This window comes from Aeromonas sp. FDAARGOS 1405 (genome assembly GCF_019048265.1).
GTDB lineage: Bacteria > Pseudomonadota > Gammaproteobacteria > Enterobacterales > Aeromonadaceae > Aeromonas > Aeromonas veronii_A.
Map to the genome: position 1 here is coordinate 3027582 of NZ_CP077311.1, position 20799 is coordinate 3048380.

7 protein-coding genes are annotated in these 20799 nt (G+C 55.7%); all 7 read left to right on the forward strand.

The features are described 5' to 3' along the window. The first annotated feature begins 526 nt into the window (after positions 1–526). Complete coding sequence (locus I6L35_RS14125) at positions 527–1456, forward strand: TIGR01212 family radical SAM protein (RefSeq protein WP_216978507.1); 930 nt, start codon at positions 527–529, stop codon at positions 1454–1456. A 377-nt stretch (positions 1457–1833) separates the two neighbouring features. Next, positions 1834–3978 carry a type I secretion system permease/ATPase gene (locus I6L35_RS14130; RefSeq protein WP_216978508.1) on the forward strand — a complete coding sequence of 715 codons (2145 nt, stop codon included), beginning with the start codon at positions 1834–1836 and terminating at the stop codon, positions 3976–3978. Further along, entirely contained in the window at positions 3971–5404 is a 1434-nt protein-coding gene (locus tag I6L35_RS14135) for an HlyD family type I secretion periplasmic adaptor subunit (RefSeq protein WP_216953334.1), read from the forward strand. The genes I6L35_RS14130 and I6L35_RS14135 overlap by 8 nt, the downstream gene beginning before the upstream one ends. A 37-nt stretch (positions 5405–5441) precedes the next feature. Then, the gene (locus tag I6L35_RS14140; RefSeq protein ID WP_216953335.1) at positions 5442–6767 is read left to right on the forward strand and encodes a TolC family outer membrane protein; all 1326 of its coding nucleotides are present in this window, start codon (positions 5442–5444) and stop codon (positions 6765–6767) included. A 138-nt stretch (positions 6768–6905) separates the two neighbouring features. Next, positions 6906–7658, forward strand: a complete 753-nt coding sequence (locus I6L35_RS14145) for a transglutaminase-like cysteine peptidase (protein ID WP_254204305.1) — start codon at positions 6906–6908, stop codon at positions 7656–7658. Between the two features lie 3 nt (positions 7659–7661). Then, entirely contained in the window at positions 7662–9587 is a 1926-nt protein-coding gene (locus I6L35_RS14150) for an EAL domain-containing protein (RefSeq protein ID WP_216953336.1), read from the forward strand. A 269-nt stretch (positions 9588–9856) separates the two neighbouring features. Beyond that, complete coding sequence (locus tag I6L35_RS14155; RefSeq protein ID WP_254204463.1) at positions 9857–20719, forward strand: retention module-containing protein; 10863 nt, start codon at positions 9857–9859, stop codon at positions 20717–20719. Positions 20720–20799 lie beyond the last annotated feature (80 nt).

The window sequence follows — 20799 nt, forward strand, 5'->3', positions numbered from 1 at the left end:
TGACGTGGCGAATCTCCAAACTAATGGGATTTTCTGGCGAGGTCAATCGCAGGTCAGGTTTGTCTTCATGGTTACACTCGCATAACAAAATGTCGGGTTAGGGGGATTCGCTCGCAGTTATGAAGTATTTATTCTGTGTTGTTTGATTTTGTTGGTTAAATATATCGCCATTGACAGGCTCAATGGTGTGCTCGGCGACGATGGGCGAATGTAGTAATTTTACCAACCCGATGTGGCCGACAGCGGAAGGGATCACATTTTCAATATCCCATGCTTGCAATTGTGTGCTGTCGGGTCTCTTTGAATTTCTCATTGTTCAACAGTGGGTTATCAGGTCTCATTTTCATATGGATGTTTACTGTTTGAATCGTCAAAGAACTGTAAAAATCCTTTTTTTGCGCTTTTTCTCTATATTTATTCAAAATTGGTCGGGTATTTATATGTTTTACCCTCTCCGCTAGCTTGATCCAGCTCAGCCCCTGTTTTGCGCAAGCTCGTACAATGGCGCTCCTTTAGCGGAGGTGTCATGCAGTTACACGAACTCGTCAATACATTCGGTCAGGATCTCAAGCAGCGTCATGGTCAGAAGATCCACAAACTCTCCATCCACGGGGCCTTCACCTGCCCGAACCGTGACGGCACCCTGGGCCGCGGTGGCTGTACCTTCTGCAATGTATCCTCTTTTGCTGACGAGTCGGCTCAGCAACTCTCCGTGGTGCAACAACTGCTGGCTCGCCGGGACGAAGTCACCCGTGCCAAGCGCTATCTTGCCTACTTTCAGGCCTATACCAGTACCTATGCCGAGGTCGAATATCTGCAGCGGATGTATGAAGAGGCGCTGTCGGTGAGCGATATGGTGGGGCTCTGCGTGGGCACTCGCCCCGATTGCGTACCGGATGCGGTGCTGGATCTGTTGGCGGGCTATCAGGCCCGGGGTTACGAGGTGTGGCTGGAGCTCGGGCTGCAAAGTGCCAATGACAAGACCCTACAACGGATCAACCGCGGCCACGGTTATACCGCTTATGAGGATGCGGTAAGACGTGCCCATCAGCGCGGCATCAAGGTATGTGCTCATCTGATCGTCGGCCTGCCGGGCGAGGTGCCAATGGACAGCCTCGATACCCTGCATCGTATCGTTGAGACCGGTGTTGAGGGGATCAAGCTGCATCCGCTTCATGTAGTAGAGGGCAGTACTCTTGGCAAAGCGTGGCAGGCGGGGCGCCTTGAGGTATTGACGCTGGAGCAGTATGTGGAGGCGGCCGTTGCCATGATCCAGCACACGCCGCCCGAAGTGGTGTATCACCGGATTTCGGCCTCCGCTCGTCGTCCGACTCTTTTGGCGCCAGCCTGGTGTGAAAACCGCTGGACGGCCATGGCGAACATTGCCAAAGCACTCTCATTGAGCGGCCCGCAAGGTCACGCGTTGGGCAGACCCTTCATACTTCCTGACCTATAATTGAGCGCCAGATTATTATTTTCACGTAAAACATAGGGTTATATAAAAAACTTCATACCCTAAACTATAGTTTTGGTACGTGCCGGTTGATATAGTGGTGCGCCATAATAAATGTCATTATCAATTAACTCCGGCATTCACCCTGATTGCAGTGTTAGCATGGTGTTGATGAGCCGATTATTTTTACCAATAACGAATCATGCCGCCATTGCTGCTGTGCCGGGAAATTGGGGATGAGTGTCGCGATCTATCTGGACAGGTTTATCCCCTGATCAGTCTCATCAGCGGGAAGGCCACTCGGTTTTAGCGTGGCTATAGCAGGGAAATATGAGCGATGAACGCTCTTATCTACCTCATTTATGCAGTGACAGGATGCTATGCAAGCAGAAACAAGTCGTATCGATGAGTTATTGGAGTGTCTGGTCTTCTTGACCCGCTTTTATGGTGTGCCCAACAGCCAGGATGCCCTGACGACCGGGTTGCCACTGGTCTCCGGACGACTGACGACAGCACTCTTTTGTCGTGCTGCCGAGCGGGGCGGGCTATCTGCCCGTGAAGTGATCCAGCCGCTTGATCAGATCTCTCCCTTGCTGCTGCCCTGCGTATTGCAGATGCGCAGTGGTGGTGCCTGCATTTTGCTGGAGTGGAACGAAGATCGCAGCCAGGGGAAAGTGATTTTCCCGCAGGCAGGTGATGCCGCCCAATGGCTGACTGCTGCCCAGCTGGGTGATGAGTATTTGGGGCGCCTCTTTTACGTTAAGAAGCAGTTCAAATTTGACGAGCGCTCTCCCAAGGTGCTGGAGACCCGTGATGGCCACTGGTTCTGGAGCACTTTGTTTGAATCTCGCGGAATCTATCGCGATGTGCTGATCGCCTCCATTCTGATCAACCTGTTTGCCATCGCCAGCCCCCTCTTTACCATGAACGTCTATGACAAGATTGTGCCCAATCTGGCATTTGATTCGCTCTGGGTGCTGGCGGTCGGGGCCATGGTGGTCTTTACCTTCGATTTTGTGATGCGGCAGTTGCGCAGTTACTTTATCGATATCGCTGGCAAAAAGTCTGATGTGCTATTGTCTGCCAAGATTTTCGCCAAGGTGATGGGCATGCGGATGGAGTCTCGTCCCGCTTCCACCGGCGCTTTCGCCAAACATCTGCAGGAATTTGAATCGGTGCGGGAGTTTTTCACTTCCGCGACGGTTTCTACTCTTATCGATCTCCCTTTTGCTGTCTTCTTCCTCTTTATTATCTGGATGTTTGCTGGCGTGATGGTGGTGGTCCCCATCGTCGCCATGCTGATCCTCATCGCCTATAGCGTCTATATTCAAGAGCCGCTCAAAAAGTCCATCGAAGAGGGTTCCCGGCTGGCCTCTCAGAAAAATGCCAACCTGATCGAAAGTATTTCTGGGCTGGAAACGGTCAAGATTTTTGGCGCCGAGAGTCTGTTCCAGCACCGTTGGGAGCAGGCTGTTTCCCATATTTCCACTTGGGGTGTACAAACACGGCGAATTACCAACTCCATGTCGTCACTGGCCAGTTATATCCAGCAGGTTGTGACGGTCGGTCTGGTGATCGTCGGTGTTTACCAGATCTCCGAAGGCTTGGTCACCATGGGGGGGATGATTGCTGCCGTGATGCTCTCCAGCCGTGCCATTGCGCCCATGGTGCAACTCTCAGTGTTGTCGACCCGTTATAACCAGGCCAAATCTGCACTGGATATTCTGGAAAAAATCATGCAAACCCCGGGTGAGCAGGAGGAGGGCAAGCAATATATCCATCATCCGGTGATTGCCGGTCGAATTGAATTCGAAAATGTTTCGTTCAAATATCCAGGAATGGAAACCAGCACCCTGCACCATATCAATTTGCGTATTCAGCCGGGTGAAAAGGTGGCAATTATCGGCCGGATTGGGGCGGGTAAAACGACCCTCGAGAAGTTGTTGATGGGGCTGTATCGGCCGACTGACGGTTCGGTCCGGATCGATGGTTTCGAAATAGACCAGTTACCTCCCTCGGTGATTCGTCGCAATATCGGTTGTGTTCCCCAAGATGTCATTCTCTTTTTTGGTTCGGTGCGAGACAACATCATGCTGGGTAATCCGCTGGTGGATGACGTGAGAGTCTTGCGCGCTGCCAAGCGGGCGGGCGTCACCAATTTTACCAACCGTGATCCCAACGGGTTGGATCGGCAGATCGGCGAGGGTGGCCGCCAGCTCTCCGGTGGCCAGCGTCAGGCGATCCTGCTGGCACGCGCCCTGCTCAATGATCCCCCCATTCTGGTGATGGATGAGCCTACCTCCAACATGGACAACCAGTCCGAGATGCAGGTCAAACAGGAGCTCGCCAGACTGGGCCCGGAAACCACCTTGATCCTCATCACCCACAAGACCTCAATGCTGGATGTGGCCTCGCGGGTTATTGTCATCGAGCAGGGACAGATTGTGGCAGATGGCCCCAAAGAGGTGGTGTTGCAGCAGTTGAAGGAAGGCAAGGTGCGCGTGCAGGAGGTGTCCCATGGTTAAGGGGCTCATGGACTGGTTAAAACGCAGCAAAAAGGCGCCTTCCGGTGATGTATTGCCGGCCCCCGAGCATCTGGAGTTTGTCGATGACGGCGCGGCCGCTGTGTTGCTTACTACCCCAACCGGTGCCCGCATCCTGTTGTGGTGCTGTTTCCTCTTTTTCATGAGTGCCATCGTCTGGGCTGCCTGGGCCGAGCTGGATGAAGTCACCGTGGGTCAGGGCAAGGTGATCCCATCCCGCCAACTGCAGGTGATCCAGAATCTGGAAGGGGGGATAGTAAAAGAGATCTTCGTCAAAGAGGGAGATATCGTCGAGAAGGGACAGCCGCTGCTGCGTATCGATGACACCCGTTTCCGCTCCGATTTTCGAGAGCGTGAGCAGGAGCTGGTCACTCTGAAAGGAGATATTGCCCGGTTACGGGCCGAAATGGCCAGTGTTGAGGTTAAAAATGACCCTGCACTGGGGTGGCGTGAACAGGTAGTGGTGGGAGAAGCGCCAATTCAGTTTCCGGATGGCTATGAAACCGTCTTTCCCGAATATGCCAACCGTGAACGCTCGGTACAACGGGATCGCCTTAATAACCTGAAGAACCAGCTCTATATTCTTGGTCAACAGATCGAGCAGAAAGAGCAGGAACTGATTGAACTGAATGCCAAAATTCGCACCGTGAATCGCAGTGTGGATCTGGCCAGACAAGAGCTCAATATTAGCCGTCCACTGGCAAAAGAGGGTATAGTGCCTCAAGTGGAGCTAATCAAGCTAGAGCGGCAGGTCAACGAGATGCAGGGGGAGCTGGAGAGCAACCGTCTGCTGATACCAAAACTCAATTCGGTGTTGCGTGAGACTATTTCCAAGCGCAATGACATAGCGCTGAAATTCCGTGCTGACTCCCAGACGGAACTGAATGAGAAGCAGGGGCGACTTGGCCAGTTGTCAGAAGGGCAGGTTGGCTTGCGAGATAGGGTTGATCGGACCAGCGTGATTGCTCCGCTCAAGGGCACCATCAAGAAACTCAAGATCAACACCCTGGGCGGCGTGGTGCAGCCCGGCATGGATTTGATGGAGATAGTGCCGCTGGAGGACACCTTGTTGGTTGAAGCCAAGGTGTCGCCGAAAGATATCGCCTTCCTGCGACCGGGGCTGGATGCCATCGTCAAGATCACTGCCTACGACTTTACAATCTATGGAGGATTGCATGGCAAGGTTGAACAGATAAGTGCGGACTCGATCCAGGATGAGGAGGGGAACTCCTTTTATCTGGTTCGGGTGCGTACCGAGAAGAGTTACTTGGGCGATGAGCTTAACGCACTTCCCATCATCCCCGGTATGTTAGCCAGTGCTGATATCATTACTGGTAAAAAAAGTGTCCTAGACTATTTACTTAAGCCGATTTTACGGGCTAAGCAGTCGGCACTGAGAGAACGATAAGCCAACAATCTAAAAACAAAACATGACTGGAGATAACATGAAAAAAACGATTGTTGCCATGCTGGTCAGTGGCATCACCCTGATCCCTAGTTTGGGTCAGGCCCAGACTCTGGAAGAGTCGGTGGCACAGACACTCGCTACGCATCCCAAGATCAAGGAAGCGTTTGATCTCTACCAGGCACGCCTCTATCAGCATGATGGCGCCAAGGGTGGCTATTATCCTACGATCGATCTGCGTGGCGGCGTAGGCTATGAAAAGACTGACAGCCCTTCTACCCGGGCTGCTGGTTCAAACAGCAATATTGATGACTCCATGACTCGCAAAGAGGCTGGACTCAGTTTGCGGCAGATGTTGTTTGATGGCTTTGATGTCAGCAACAACGTCTCCCGAACTGAAGCTGAAGCCAACGCCCAGCGTCTGGCGATGATCTCCGAAGCAGAGAATACCGCGCTGCGAGTGGCTGAGGTCTACCTCAATATGCTGCGCCAGCAGGAGATCCTGGAACTCTCCAAACAGAACCTGGAAACCCACGAACAGATCCGTAGCGACATTCAGAAACGGACTGATTCAGGGCTTGGTTCTACTGCTGATCAGACCCAGATTGATGGTCGTGTTGCCAGGGCCTACGCCAACCAAGCCGCCGCTGAAAACAACTACCGTGATGCGGAAAGCGAGTTTATTCGGGTGGTTAACGAGGTACCAAAAGATCTCGTTCAACCGGTACCTAATGCCGAGTTGGTCCCGGCTAGTCTCGATACTGCCCTGAAAACGGCGACAGAAGTTCACCCGACCCTGCTCTCATCCCTGCAAGATATTGAAGCGGCCAAGTATCAGCATGAAGGTGCCAAATCCGGTTTCTACCCTAACGTCACTTTTGAAGTGGACCAAAACTGGAATGAGGATATTGATGCCGTTAAAGGTCGCAATGACGATCTGACAGCTATGGTGCGGATGCGTTACAACCTGTTCCGAGGTGGTTCTGACGTAGCCGAGAGCAATGCAACTTCGGCACTGTACTCTCAGGCGAAAGACATTCATCTGAATGCATTTCGTCAGGTAGAAGAGGGAACCCGTTTGGCATGGAATGCGAAAGAGTCGCTGGCCAAACAGAAAACCTTCCTTAAAGAGCATGTGGATGCAAGCTACGATACCGTTCAGGCATACAAGAAGCAGTTTGGCTTGGGTCAGCGAACCTTGCTGGACGTATTGAACACCGAAAACGAATTGTTCGAAGCGCGTCGCAGTTATATCACTGCTGAGTATGATGCATTGCTGGCGGACTATCGCATCCTCAATGCGACAGGAAGTCTGCTCAATGCATTTAGCGTCAAGCAACCCGCTGAATGGCAGCCCAGGCAATAACCGTTTGCCAATGATCCCGCCGGGATGATGATGAACGCCAACATGGTGACTGCAGCTGGCAGTCACCATGTTTGGCTAAAGCAGGTGGTTGCGCGGTTTTTGAGGAGTGCAGAAGCAATCATGCAGCAGGCATATGACGTGACACTCCAGCGTGGTACCGGAGGCAGATGGTATGATCTCCTCAATAAATGGAGATACCGATCTCTACGTACTCTGCGCCACTCCTTATGGATCCTGCTGTTACCCTTCTCACTTTTGCTCTGTGCCAGCCAGCCTCTGCCACAGGAAGACCTCAACTTGATCAAGCGGGCGGAGCAGACCTATGGCGCCAGAGCTGGCAAGCGTGTAACCAGTTGGCGCATGCTGGTGATGGAAACGAAGGGAAAGGCACTGAGCGAGACGAAAAAGCTCGAAAGAGTGAACAACTTTTTTAATCAAATGCGCTTTGTTGATGACATCAAGTTGTGGCGCAAGAAAGATTACTGGGCAACCCCGCTCGAGTTTCTGGGAGCTGCCGGAGGAGATTGCGAAGATTTCAGTATTGCCAAATATTCCACACTACTGGAATTGGGGATCCCGGATGAAAAAATGCGGATGGTTTATGTCAAGGCCCTTGATTACAACCAGTTCCACATGGTGGTGGCATATTATGAGACACCCTCTTCGGTTCCGGTTATTTTGGATAATTTGATAGGCTCTATTCGACCCGCTACCCAACGGCGAGATTTGGTACCTATCTATAGTTTTAACGGTAGTCACTTGTGGTTGATGAAGGCGCGAGGCCAAGGGGAGCTGGCTGGCCAATCATCTCGCTTGGGATTATGGAATGATTTACGCAATCGCATGACATCGGGGCGATTGGCTAGGCCTGTGGTGAATTTGGATGATTAACCTATGACGCTTTATAGACAGTTATTGGCCACCATGTTGCTGTTGTTTGGACTATTGTTTGCAGCTACTTATTGGGTGCAATTCAATTCGACACGAACTTATCTGGCACAACAGCAGGAAACAACGGTAATCAACACCGCTACGTCACTGGGACTGGCATTAACCCCTTATCTTGAAAATGGCGACAAGGTGGGAGCTGAGTCGGTGATTAAGGCCATATTTGATGGTGGTTATTACCGTATGGTTCGTCTTGACCTGCTTGCGTCGAAAGATGTGATTGAAGAAGAAAACAGCAGCCGTATTCAAGGTGTACCTGACTGGTTTATTGAACTTGGCTTGTTTCCGGAAGTATCCAATGAGTCAATTCTGACGTCTGGCTGGCTGCAACTTGGCAAGCTCAAGGTGGTGGGCCACCCAGGACAAGCCTATCACGAACTGTGGGCAGGGATGAGCGAACTGGCGACCTGGTTTGTGATTGGATTTTTGGTAACCACGATCTTGCTTATGCGTGCACTTAATTTCCTGTTAAAACCGCTCAAGCAGATTTGTGAGCAGGCCGTCGAGATTGAATTGCATCATTTTGGGCATACCATTCCAGAGCCCAAGACCTATGAATTGAAGCAGGTTGTACAAGCGATCAACATCTTATCCGGAAAGTTGGCGGTGCAATTCAAAGAGCAGGCCGACGAGGCGGAGAAACTGCGTGAACGAGTTTATGTGGATGCCGTTTCTGGCTTGGGTAATCGAGCCTATTTTGTTGGTCAGGTTAATGCCTGGATTGCAGAATCTGGCCAAGGGGGCATCATGTTGGTTGCGGTAGATATGCTCGATGATATCTACCGTGATGAAGGTTTTGCTGCCCGTGATAATATGGTCAAATCTATAGCACAAATCTTACGCGAACAGCTTAAGGGATGGGATGGTGCAGCTGTGGCGCGGATATCAGCGACCGAATATGCTCTGCTCTGCCCGACAGATGATTTGGGTCAGCTTAAGGAGTTGGCAGAAATTATCAATTCTCGTATTGCTGATCTGGTCGTGAACCCAATGGCGGAGGGTAATCCTCTCTCCGTCATTGGTATTGCAGGCCGTGATGGTAATGATGATCTCTCAGTCCTGTTGACTAAAGCGGATAATGCACTCGGCAAGGCGCGTAATGAACGCCGTGGTGCTGTTGTCATGGAAGGGGGAGCCGAGCAGGGGTTGATGGGGCGCTTGGCATGGCGTGATTTGGTTCAGGATGCTATTTCGCATCACCTCTGGCGATTCAAGGCTCAGCCAGCTTGCCGATTTGATAACGGGGCCAGGTTGCATGCCGAGTTGTTTGCATCTATCTCTCGCGATGGCACGGACTATTTTGCCGGTCAGTTTTTGCCTGCCATCGAACAGTTCAAATTGGGGGGCGATTTTGATCAGGCAATACTTGATGCATGTGTTCCCTTACTGCACAAACAAGCGGATCTAGTGCTGGCAATTAATATAACGGCAGGTTCGCTTTGTTCGGATGAGTTTTTGACCTGGCTGACGCACTATCTGGTCGAACATGGCGAATTGAAAGAACGGCTGTTATTCGAGATACCCGAGGCAGCCATTATGAAGCACAAAGATCATGTGGCCGCTTTGGTAGGCGCATTGCAGGTCCATGGTTTCCAGTGGGGGGTTGACCACTACGGCCGTCACTTCCAGTCACTGGGCTATCTGGAGGAGTTAGCGCCTGCCTATGTCAAGGTGGATCACGGTTATACCAGTCAGGTCATGGAGCCGGGTGCTGACACCTCATTCTTGGCTGCAGTGTGCCGAGCTGCGCACAATGCCGGTGTGACCACCATTGCAACCCGCGTCGAAGATCAACATCAAGTGGAACTGCTTTCCAAGTTGCATATCGATGGTTATCAGGGATTTGTGCATCCTGCTTTCCCCTTGTCTTGATTGATATGTGCACTGTAGAAATGGCCCCGAATGGGGTCATTTTTTATATCAATACAATATATTTTTTGATTTTTTTATTATCAAATTAATATGGGTGTTATTTGGTTCCATTTGTATCGTTATGATTTTAATGAAGAAAAAATAACCTTTCGATTTTATTCTCTATATCGGTTTGAGGGCAGTCAAACCTATAGATTATTGCAACGGAAAAGCACGTTATCTCCCTCTACGGTGTAGACATCAAGATCTGTCACGTTGGAGCAATGGATATGCGTACCCAAATCATCGACAAGTCCGTGGTTGTCTCAGCTATCGAAGGGAATGTGGAGATTGTGCTGGCTGATGGCAGCAGTCGCCCCCTGCAAAAGGGGGAAATACTCCAGCCCGGTGCCAAATTGACCATAGCGGATGATGCCAAGCTTGTTCTTTCCCCCTATGACGATACACCAGCGCAGAATGTACCCACCGGTTCCGAATTAGCAGAACCGGGACAACCGCAAGGTGGTGCCAGCACGGAGGGCGCTCCTTCTGACATTGCTGCATTGCAAGAGTCAATTTTGCAAGGCGTTGACCCGACGCAAAACTTTGAGGCTTCAGCAGCAGGTGGTGCACCTGCTGCCGGTGGTGGCGGTGGTATTGGCGGGGTAGCAGGAGCAAGCGGCAATGGTGGCTTTGTCACCATTGATAGAACCGGTGATGCGACCATTGCCGAGGCCGGTTTTGATACCAATTATCAGGCTGAACCCATTATCAACACTGAGCAAGCGGCTGAACCACTGTTAGAACCGGAGCCACTAACTAATCTCTTGTTGGATGAGAGTGAAGTATTTTCGATGGATGAAGATAACCCTGTCAGTGGTGATCTTTTGGCCAATAGCTCCAACCCGGATGGTCCCTTGGCTCAATCCATCATCAGCTATAGCTGGGGTAGTAATATTGATGTTCCCGCAGGTGTTACATCGACCCTTACTGGCATTGGTACGCTGATCATCAACAGTGATGGCTCTTTCACCTTTACCCCCGCTCCTGACTATTCTGGTGCAGTTCCTACAGTGAGTTATCTGGTCACCGATAGTTCTGATGTTGTTACTTCGACCTTGACGCTGATAGTGACGCCACAAGGTGACATCGACTTCAACGTCGAGGCGCTGAATGCGGGTGCGACCGAAACGGATGGCACGGTACAGGTGCTGCTGACCAACACGGTGAGTATCAGCGATGGTGACGGGTCAGAGACCTGGACCAGCCTGGTGTATACCTTCAACAATTTGCCTGCGAATACCACTGCAGTGGGTGGCACCCTGGTGGGTAACGTCCTGACAGTGAACGTGGTGGCGGGGGCATTGCCGCCGGCGTTTGGGCTGGTGTTCCCGGCGGACTATTCGACGGCCGGGGTATCGGGCAGCGCGAACAACACCGGTGCGCCCATCAGTTACACCGTGGTGGCGACCACCAATGAAGGCACGGCCAACAGCAGTGGCACGGTCACTATCGGAGTGGAAGGGGATATCAGTGTCAGCGCCACCAACCTGGTGCTGGCAGAAACGGATGCACCGGTGGCGGTATCGCTGGCGGCGCAGCTGGGTGTCACTGCGACCGACGCGGATGGTTCGGAGCAGGTGACCGGTGTGACGGTGACCCTGAGCGGTGTGCCGGCAGGTGCGTTGATGGGGGCAGGCTGGGTGGCTGGCACGGTGGCGGGCAGCTACAGCTGGAGCGGTGCGAGCACAGCGGGCGTACCTGGCTTTAGCTTGCCGGCGGACTGGAGCGGGGTCGTGAATGGCAATGTGGCGGGGACCACGGACGAGGGTGGGGCAGACAGCAAGCCCTTCACCGTCACTATCAATGCCGGCCATGACATCGACTTCAACGTCGAGGCGCTGAATGCGGGTGCGACCGAAACGGATGGCACGGTACAGGTGCTGCTGACCAACACGGTGAGTATCAGCGATGGTGACGGGTCAGAGACCTGGACCAGCCTGGTGTATACCTTCAACAATTTGCCTGCGAATACCACTGCAGTGGGTGGCACCCTGGTGGGTAACGTCCTGACAGTGAACGTGGTGGCGGGGGCATTGCCGCCGGCGTTTGGGCTGGTGTTCCCGGCGGACTATTCGACGGCCGGGGTATCGGGCAGCGCGAACAACACCGGTGCGCCCATCAGCTACACCGTGGTGGCGACCACCAATGAAGGCACGGCCAGCAGCAGTGGCACGGTCACTATCGGAGTGGAAGGGGATATCAGTGTCAGCGCCACCAACCTGGTGCTGGCAGAAACGGATGCACCGGTGGCGGTATCGCTGGCGGCGCAGCTGGGTGTCACTGCGACCGACGCGGATGGTTCGGAGCAGGTGACCGGTGTGACGGTGACCCTGAGCGGTGTGCCGGCAGGTGCGTTGATGGGGGCAGGCTGGGTGGCTGGTGCGGTGGCGGGCAGCTACAGCTGGAGCGGTGCGAGCACAGCGGGCGTACCTGGCTTTAGCTTGCCGGCGGACTGGAGCGGGGTCGTGAATGGCAATGTGGCGGGGACCACGGACGAGGGTGGGGCAGACAGCAAGCCCTTCACCGTCACTATCAATGCCGGCCATGACATCGACTTCAACGTCGAGGCGCTGAATGCGGGTGCGACCGAAACGGATGGCACGGTACAGGTGCTGCTGACCAACACGGTGAGTATCAGCGATGGTGACGGGTCAGAGACCTGGACCAGCCTGGTGTATACCTTCAACAATTTGCCTGCGAATACCACTGCAGTGGGTGGCACCCTGGTGGGTAACGTCCTGACAGTGAACGTGGTGGCGGGGGCATTGCCGCCGGCGTTTGGGCTGGTGTTCCCGGCGGACTATTCGACGGCCGGGGTATCGGGCAGCGCGAACAACACCGGTGCGCCCATCAGTTACACCGTGGTGGCGACCACCAATGAAGGCACGGCCAACAGCAGTGGCACGGTCACTATCGGAGTGGAAGGGGATATCAGTGTCAGCGCCACCAACCTGGTGCTGGCAGAAACGGATGCACCGGTGGCGGTATCGCTGGCGGCGCAGCTGGGTGTCACTGCGACCGACGCGGATGGTTCGGAGCAGGTGACCGGTGTGACGGTGACCCTGAGCGGTGTGCCGGCAGGTGCGTTGATGGGGGCAGGCTGGGTGGCTGGCACGGTGGCGGGCAGCTACAGCTGGAGCGGTGCGAGCACAGCGGGCGTACCTGGCTTTAGCTTGCCGGCGGACTGGAGCGGGGTCGTGAATGGCAATGTGGCGGGGACCACGGACGAGGGTGGGGCAGACAGCAAGCCCTTCACCGTCACTATCAATGCCGGCCATGACATCGACTTCAACGTCGAGGCGCTGAATGCGGGTGCGACCGAAACGGATGGCACGGTACAGGTGCTGCTGACCAACACGGTGAGTATCAGCGATGGTGACGGGTCAGAGACCTGGACCAGCCTGGTGTATACCTTCAACAATTTGCCTGCGAATACCACTGCAGTGGGTGGCACCCTGGTGGGTAACGTCCTGACAGTGAACGTGGTGGCGGGGGCATTGCCGCCGGCGTTTGGGCTGGTGTTCCCGGCGGACTATTCGACGGCCGGGGTATCGGGCAGCGCGAACAACACCGGTGCGCCCATCAGCTACACCGTGGTGGCGACCACCAATGAAGGCACGGCCAGCAGCAGTGGCACGGTCACTATCGGAGTGGAAGGGGATATCAGTGTCAGCGCCACCAACCTGGTGCTGGCAGAAACGGATGCACCGGTGGCGGTATCGCTGGCGGCGCAGCTGGGTGTCACTGCGACCGACGCGGATGGTTCGGAGCAGGTGACCGGTGTGACGGTGACCCTGAGCGGTGTGCCGGCAGGTGCGTTGATGGGGGCAGGCTGGGTGGCTGGTGCGGTGGCGGGCAGCTACAGCTGGAGCGGTGCGAGCACAGCGGGCGTACCTGGCTTTAGCTTGCCGGCGGACTGGAGCGGGGTCGTGAATGGCAATGTGGCGGGGACCACGGACGAGGGTGGGGCAGACAGCAAGCCCTTCACCGTCACTATCAATGCCGGCCATGACATCGACTTCAACGTCGAGGCGCTGAATGCGGGTGCGACCGAAACGGATGGCACGGTACAGGTGCTGCTGACCAACACGGTGAGTATCAGCGATGGCGACGGGTCAGAGACCTGGACCAGCCTGGTGTATACCTTCAACAATTTGCCTGCGAATACCACTGCAGTGGGTGGCACCCTGGTGGGTAACGTCCTGACAGTGAACGTGGTGGCGGGGGCATTGCCGCCGGCGTTTGGGCTGGTGTTCCCGGCGGACTATTCGACGGCCGGGGTATCGGGCAGCGCGAACAACACCGGTGCGCCCATCAGCTACACCGTGGTGGCGACCACCAATGAAGGCACGGCCAACAGCAGTGGCACGGTCACTATCGGAGTGGAAGGGGATATCAGTGTCAGCGCCACCAACCTGGTGCTGGCAGAAACGGATGCACCGGTGGCGGTATCGCTGGCGGCGCAGCTGGGTGTCACTGCGACCGACGCGGATGGTTCGGAGCAGGTGACCGGTGTGACGGTGACCCTGAGCGGTGTGCCGGCAGGTGCGTTGATGGGGGCAGGCTGGGTGGCTGGTGCGGTGGCGGGCAGCTACAGCTGGAGCGGTGCGAGCACAGCGGGCGTACCTGGCTTTAGCTTGCCGGCGGACTGGAGCGGGGTCGTGAATGGCAATGTGGCGGGGACCACGGACGAGGGTGGGGCAGACAGCAAGCCCTTCACCGTCACTATCAATGCCGGCCATGACATCGACTTCAACGTCGAGGCGCTGAATGCGGGTGCGACCGAAACGGATGGCACGGTACAGGTGCTGCTGACCAACACGGTGAGTATCAGCGATGGCGACGGGTCAGAGACCTGGACCAGCCTGGTGTATACCTTCAACAATTTGCCTGCGAATACCACTGCAGTGGGTGGCACCCTGGTGGGTAACGTCCTGACAGTGAACGTGGTGGCGGGGGCATTGCCGCCGGCGTTTGGGCTGGTGTTCCCGGCGGACTATTCGACGGCCGGGGTGTCGGGCAGTGCGAACAACACCGGTGCGCCCATCAGTTACACCGTGGTGGCGACCACCAATGAAGGCACGGCCAACAGCAGTGGCACGGTCACTATCGGAGTGGAAGGGGATATCAGTGTCAGCGCCACCAACCTGGTGCTGGCAGAAACGGATGCACCGGTGGCGGTATCGCTGGCGGCGCAGCTGGGTGTCACTGCGACCGACGCGGATGGTTCGGAGCAGGTGACCGGTGTGACGGTGACCCTGAGCGGTGTGCCGGCAGGTGCGTTGATGGGGGCAGGCTGGGTGGCTGGTGCGGTGGCGGGCAGCTACAGCTGGAGCGGTGCGAGCACAGCGGGCGTACCTGGCTTTAGCTTGCCGGCGGACTGGAGCGGGGTCGTGAATGGCAATGTGGCGGGGACCACGGACGAGGGTGGGGCAGACAGCAAGCCCTTCACCGTCACTATCAATGCCGGCCATGACATCGACTTCAACGTCGAGGCGCTGAATGCGGGTGCGACCGAAACGGATGGCACGGTACAGGTGCTGCTGACCAACACGGTGAGTATCAGCGATGGTGACGGGTCAGAGACCTGGACCAGCCTGGTGTATACCTTCAACAATTTGCCTGCGAATACCACTGCAGTGGGTGGCACCCTGGTGGGTAACGTCCTGACAGTGAACGTGGTGGCGGGGGCATTGCCGCCGGCGTTTGGGCTGGTGTTCCCGGCGGACTATTCGACGGCCGGGGTATCGGGCAGCGCGAACAACACCGGTGCGCCCATCAGCTACACCGTGGTGGCGACCACCAATGAAGGCACGGCCAACAGCAGTGGCACGGTCACTATCGGAGTGGAAGGGGATATCAGTGTCAGCGCCACCAACCTGGTGCTGGCAGAAACGGATGCACCGGTGGCGGTATCGCTGGCGGCGCAGCTGGGTGTCACTGCGACCGACGCGGATGGTTCGGAGCAGGTGACCGGTGTGACGGTGACCCTGAGCGGTGTGCCGGCAGGTGCGTTGATGGGGGCAGGCTGGGTGGCTGGTGCGGTGGCGGGCAGCTACAGCTGGAGCGGTGCGAGCACAGCGGGCGTACCTGGCTTTAGCTTGCCGGCGGACTGGAGCGGGGTCGTGAATGGCAATGTGGCGGGGACCACGGACGAGGGTGGGGCAGACAGCAAGCCCTTCACCGTCACTATCAATGCCGGCCATGACATCGACTTCAACGTCGAGGCGCTGAATGCGGGTGCGACCGAAACGGATGGCACGGTACAGGTGCTGCTGACCAACACGGTGAGTATCAGCGATGGCGACGGGTCAGAGACCTGGACCAGCCTGGTGTATACCTTCAACAATTTGCCTGCGAATACCACTGCAGTGGGTGGCACCCTGGTGGGTAACGTCCTGACAGTGAACGTGGTGGCGGGGGCATTGCCGCCGGCGTTTGGGCTGGTGTTCCCGGCGGACTATTCGACGGCCGGGGTGTCGGGCAGTGCGAACAACACCGGTGCGCCCATCAGTTACACCGTGGTGGCGACCACCAATGAAGGCACGGCCAACAGCAGTGGCACGGTCACTATCGGAGTGGAAGGGGATATCAGTGTCAGCGCCACCAACCTGGTGCTGGCAGAAACGGATGCACCGGTGGCGGTATCGCTGGCGGCGCAGCTGGGTGTCACTGCGACCGACGCGGATGGTTCGGAGCAGGTGACCGGTGTGACGGTGACCCTGAGCGGTGTGCCGGCAGGTGCGTTGATGGGGGCAGGCTGGGTGGCTGGTGCGGTGGCGGGCAGCTACAGCTGGAGCGGTGCGAGCACAGCGGGCGTACCTGGCTTTAGCTTGCCGGCGGACTGGAGCGGGGTCGTGAATGGCAATGTGGCGGGGACCACGGACGAGGGTGGGGCAGACAGCAAGCCCTTCACCGTCACTATCAATGCCGGCCATGACATCGACTTCAACGTCGAGGCGCTGAATGCGGGTGCGACCGAAACGGATGGCACGGTACAGGTGCTGCTGACCAACACGGTGAGTATCAGCGATGGTGACGGGTCAGAGACCTGGACCAGCCTGGTGTATACCTTCAACAATTTGCCTGCGAATACCACTGCAGTGGGTGGCACCCTGGTGGGTAACGTCCTGACAGTGAACGTGGTGGCGGGGGCATTGCCGCCGGCGTTTGGGCTGGTGTTCCCGGCGGACTATTCGACGGCCGGGGTATCGGGCAGCGCGAACAACACCGGTGCGCCCATCAGCTACACCGTGGTGGCGACCACCAATGAAGGCACGGCCAGCAGCAGTGGCACGGTCACTATCGGAGTGGAAGGGGATATCAGTGTCAGCGCCACCAACCTGGTGCTGGCAGAAACGGATGCACCGGTGTCGGTATCGCTGGCGGCGCAGCTGGGTGTCAATGCGACCGACGCGGATGGTTCGGAGCAGGTGACCGGTGTGACGGTGACCCTGAGCAATGTGCCGGAAGGTGCGGTGATGGGGGCAGGCTGGGTGGCTGGCACGGTGGCGGGCAGTTACAGCTGGAGCGGTGCGAGCACAGCGGGAGTGCCGACCTTCACCTTGCCGGCGGACTGGAGCGGGGTTGTGAATGGCAATGTGGCGGGGACTACGGACGAGGGCGGGGCAGACAACAAGCCCTTCACCGTGACCGTCAATGCGACCAACGACGCGCCCATGCTGACCGTTTCGGATCTGCGCATATCTGAAGAGGGTTTGCTTGGAGCTAATCCGGATAACTCACCCAATCCGAGCGATACCACTGATAGCACATCCGCAGAGGCCACGGCAGGTGTGACGGATATAGACAGCAGTGCCTTTACCTTCACTCTCTCTGCACCATCTGGCTTGAGCTCCGGTGGGCAGCCTGTTGTGTGGAGCGGTATAGGATCTACAACCCTGGTTGGTTCTGTGGGAGGTAATCCTGTTATTCAAGTTTCTGTGGATCTCACAGGCAAATATACAGTCACCTTGTTGGGCCCTGTCGACCATACGTTTGGAGACGATCAGGAAGGATTGAAGACATTTACCTTCAATCTGTCGGTCAGCGACGGTGACTTGAGTGATACCAAGCAGGTCAACGTGGTGATTGAAGACGATATGCCCGTGATTACCGGCATTGAAAGTCTGGAGGTGATGAATGTCGCCGCCATCACCACCGGTGGGCTGTTTGGCGTTTCTTTCGGTGCAGATGGTCCCCTGGCTACCGGTGGATTGAAATTGACCGGATGGCCTGATTTGGCAGGGATCACCGAGACCTTGTCAGCAGATGGCAAGACTCTGGTGGCTACTATAGATGACAGCGGGCTGCCACCTAAAGTGTTCTATACCTTGACACTCAATGAGAACAATACCTACAGCTTCAATTTGGTTACACCCCAGCCAACGCAAACATTTGCGATCGGCTCACAGTTTGGTGCCGGTGGGCCAGTCGAGACTATCGGGGTGACTGCTGGCGGCATTGGAGTTCTGTTTGATGGTTTGCTGTTCAATGGCAGTGTGAACAACCCCCAGAATCTGCCGAGCGGTGATCTGGATGATCTTAATCCTAACAATAACGGGTTCGGGATCAAGAATGGCAATCTGGACAATAACGAAGGGTTCAAGGTATCCACCACAACGGCTGTTGACGGGCTCTCTTTCAATGTCTATGGGGTAGGTAACACCAATACCAGCACCATACAGTGGGTAGCTTATGCCGCCGATGGAGTGACCGTCATTGACTCCGGCGAGCTTGTCCTGTCGGGACTCAAAGGAGCTATGCAGTTGGCCAGCATAGAACCAGATGGAGAGTTCAGTCAGCTCTATGTGCGCTTTGTGCTGGATGGCAATGACTCGGTGCGCATCGAAAACTTCGGGGTGATAGACAAGATAACTCCCCCCGACATTGAACTCGACTTCAGCGCTACCTTGACGGACGGTGATGGCGATCAGGCCAGCGCCAACTTCACCGTATCGGTCAAGAGCAATGAGCCCCCTGTTGCCTCAAACATTCTGGTGGTTGGCAGCAATACCTCGGATATCCCAGACAGTACGGGGACGCCGACGACCGGGGATGATCACAAGGTACCCAACTCGGATGGTAGTGTTGATGGTGTTGTGGCTGGCGGTGCAGGTCACGATATTCTGGTAGGAGATGTGGGTGGTACCACCACCAATTTCATTCCAGGTCAGAACTACAATATCGCCCTCCTGGTCGACGTATCTGGCAGCATGGCTGGGGCCCGCCTGAGCATGCTCAAGGCATCCCTGACCCATCTGGCCAATCAGCTCAAGGAGCATGATGGCGAGATCAATGTCACCTTGATCAGTTTTGCCACCAATGCCAGTGAACGAGTGACCATTGTAGGTCTGGACGCCAGCAACGTGATCAATCTGACCAATGCCATTGATGCCCTGGTTGCCAACGGCGGGACCAACTATGAGGCAGCCTTCAATCAGGCCGTGCAGTGGTTCAACAACGGCACTCAGGCAGATCCCGACTATGAGAATCTGACCTTCTTCGTCACGGATGGCAATCCGACCTACTACATCAACGACAGCAATCAGGTTGCCGGTCCGGGCGATAGCACGACCTACACGGTGATCAAGGAGTCTGTCGATGCGTTTGAATCGCTAAGTGGCATCAGTCAGGTCAATGCCATCGGGGTAACCAGCAGCGTCAACCAGGAACTGCTCAAGTTCTTTGACAACACAACGGAAACCGGCTCACAGTTCTACTCTGCCGGCAGTTACCTTGATTTGGCTACCTTTGGTTCTGGAGGCAGTGGCATCAATGCGGCTGCTGGCTGGGTGCGTAGCGGTGATCAACAGGGAACGCACACGGTTACCGACGGTTATTTGCGAATCCGTGAGGATCGCACAAATTCCGATACGGATCGCACTGTGCTGGCGCTGGCCGTGGCCAATGCGATCCAGATTTCAGCTGCGCAAGCCGGAGCAAGCCTGCAGTTCCAGTACGCATTGAGTTCTGTCAATGCGAGTGACAGTTTCACATGGAAACTTGTAAGGCTGGATGGCGGGGTCTGGGATCTGGCCAACCCTCTGCAAAGCGGTACTGTCACAGGTATCAGTAATTCTGGTACTACCTCTTCCAGCACCATTACTACCAATGGGTTGGAGGTTGGGCAATACGGGTTTGTGTTTGAGCTGCTCGATAGCTCCAGCTCACGGACTGCTGAAGTGCGGATAGACAACATCCGGATCGAGCAGGGATTCAACGCCCCGATTGGAGAGGCCCAGATTGTGACCAGTGCAGAGCAGCTGACGGCAGCTCTGACCGAGGGGGATCAGATCACTGTGCTGCTGGGGGCTGGCAATGATGTAGTCGATGGCGGTGCAGGCAATGATATCCTGTTTGGTGATGTGCTCAATACAGACGCACTGGCTACCCAGCTTGGTTTGAGTCTGCCAGTTGGCTCCGGTTGGCTGGTTTTTGAAACCTTGGAAACCAATCATGGCTGGACGCGAGCACAGACTGTGGATTACATCCGAACCCATCTTACCGAGCTGAGTGAGGAGAGTGGTCGTAGTGGCGGCAATGACACTCTGTCAGGAGGCAGTGGCAATGACCTTCTCTTCGGTCAGGAAGGGAGCGACATCCTCGATGGGGGTGATGGAGATGATTACCTGGATGGTGGATCAGGAAATGACTCTCTGATTGGGGGCGCGGGCAACGATATCCTGATCGGTGGGCTGGGGAATGACATCCTGCTCGGCGGTCTGGGAAGCGATATCATGACCGGGGGTGCTGGCAGCGATACCTTCAAGTGGCTGGCTGGGGATGTGGGGGGGACCGATGTGATCAAGGACTTCACCACTGGAACTGGAGGAGATGTGCTGGATATCAGTGAGTTGCTCACTGGCGAACATGCCAGTAAGGAGTCGTTAGATGCCTATCTCACTTTCACCAGCGGTCCGGGTACTGGCAAGTCTACGCTCACGATCGACCTTGATGGCGCGGGTAGTGGCACAACGACCCATGTTATCCAGTTTGACAACATCGATCTGACGCTGGGAGGTACACGTAATGATCAGACCATCATTGAAGACCTGTTGAATCAGGGCAATCTGAAGGTCGATCCGTAACCTTGTCTCGGGGCCGGGCTGGCCTGGCCCCTGTTTTTTCTCAAGGTGGATGGATAAGATAGCGGCTGTAGAGGAGAGGG

Excerpts from the sequence above, each read along its gene's own strand:
- I6L35_RS14140 (WP_216953335.1), top strand. The coding sequence starts at position 5,442 with ATGAAAAAAACGATTGTTGCCATGCTGGTCAGTGGCATCACCCTGATC.
- I6L35_RS14150 (WP_216953336.1), top strand. The coding sequence starts at position 7,662 with ATGACGCTTTATAGACAGTTATTGGCCACCATGTTGCTGTTGTTTGGA.
- I6L35_RS14125 (WP_216978507.1), top strand. The coding sequence starts at position 527 with ATGCAGTTACACGAACTCGTCAATACATTCGGTCAGGATCTCAAGCAG.
- I6L35_RS14130 (WP_216978508.1), top strand. The coding sequence starts at position 1,834 with ATGCAAGCAGAAACAAGTCGTATCGATGAGTTATTGGAGTGTCTGGTC.
- I6L35_RS14135 (WP_216953334.1), top strand. The coding sequence starts at position 3,971 with ATGGTTAAGGGGCTCATGGACTGGTTAAAACGCAGCAAAAAGGCGCCT.
- I6L35_RS14155 (WP_254204463.1), top strand. The coding sequence starts at position 9,857 with ATGCGTACCCAAATCATCGACAAGTCCGTGGTTGTCTCAGCTATCGAA.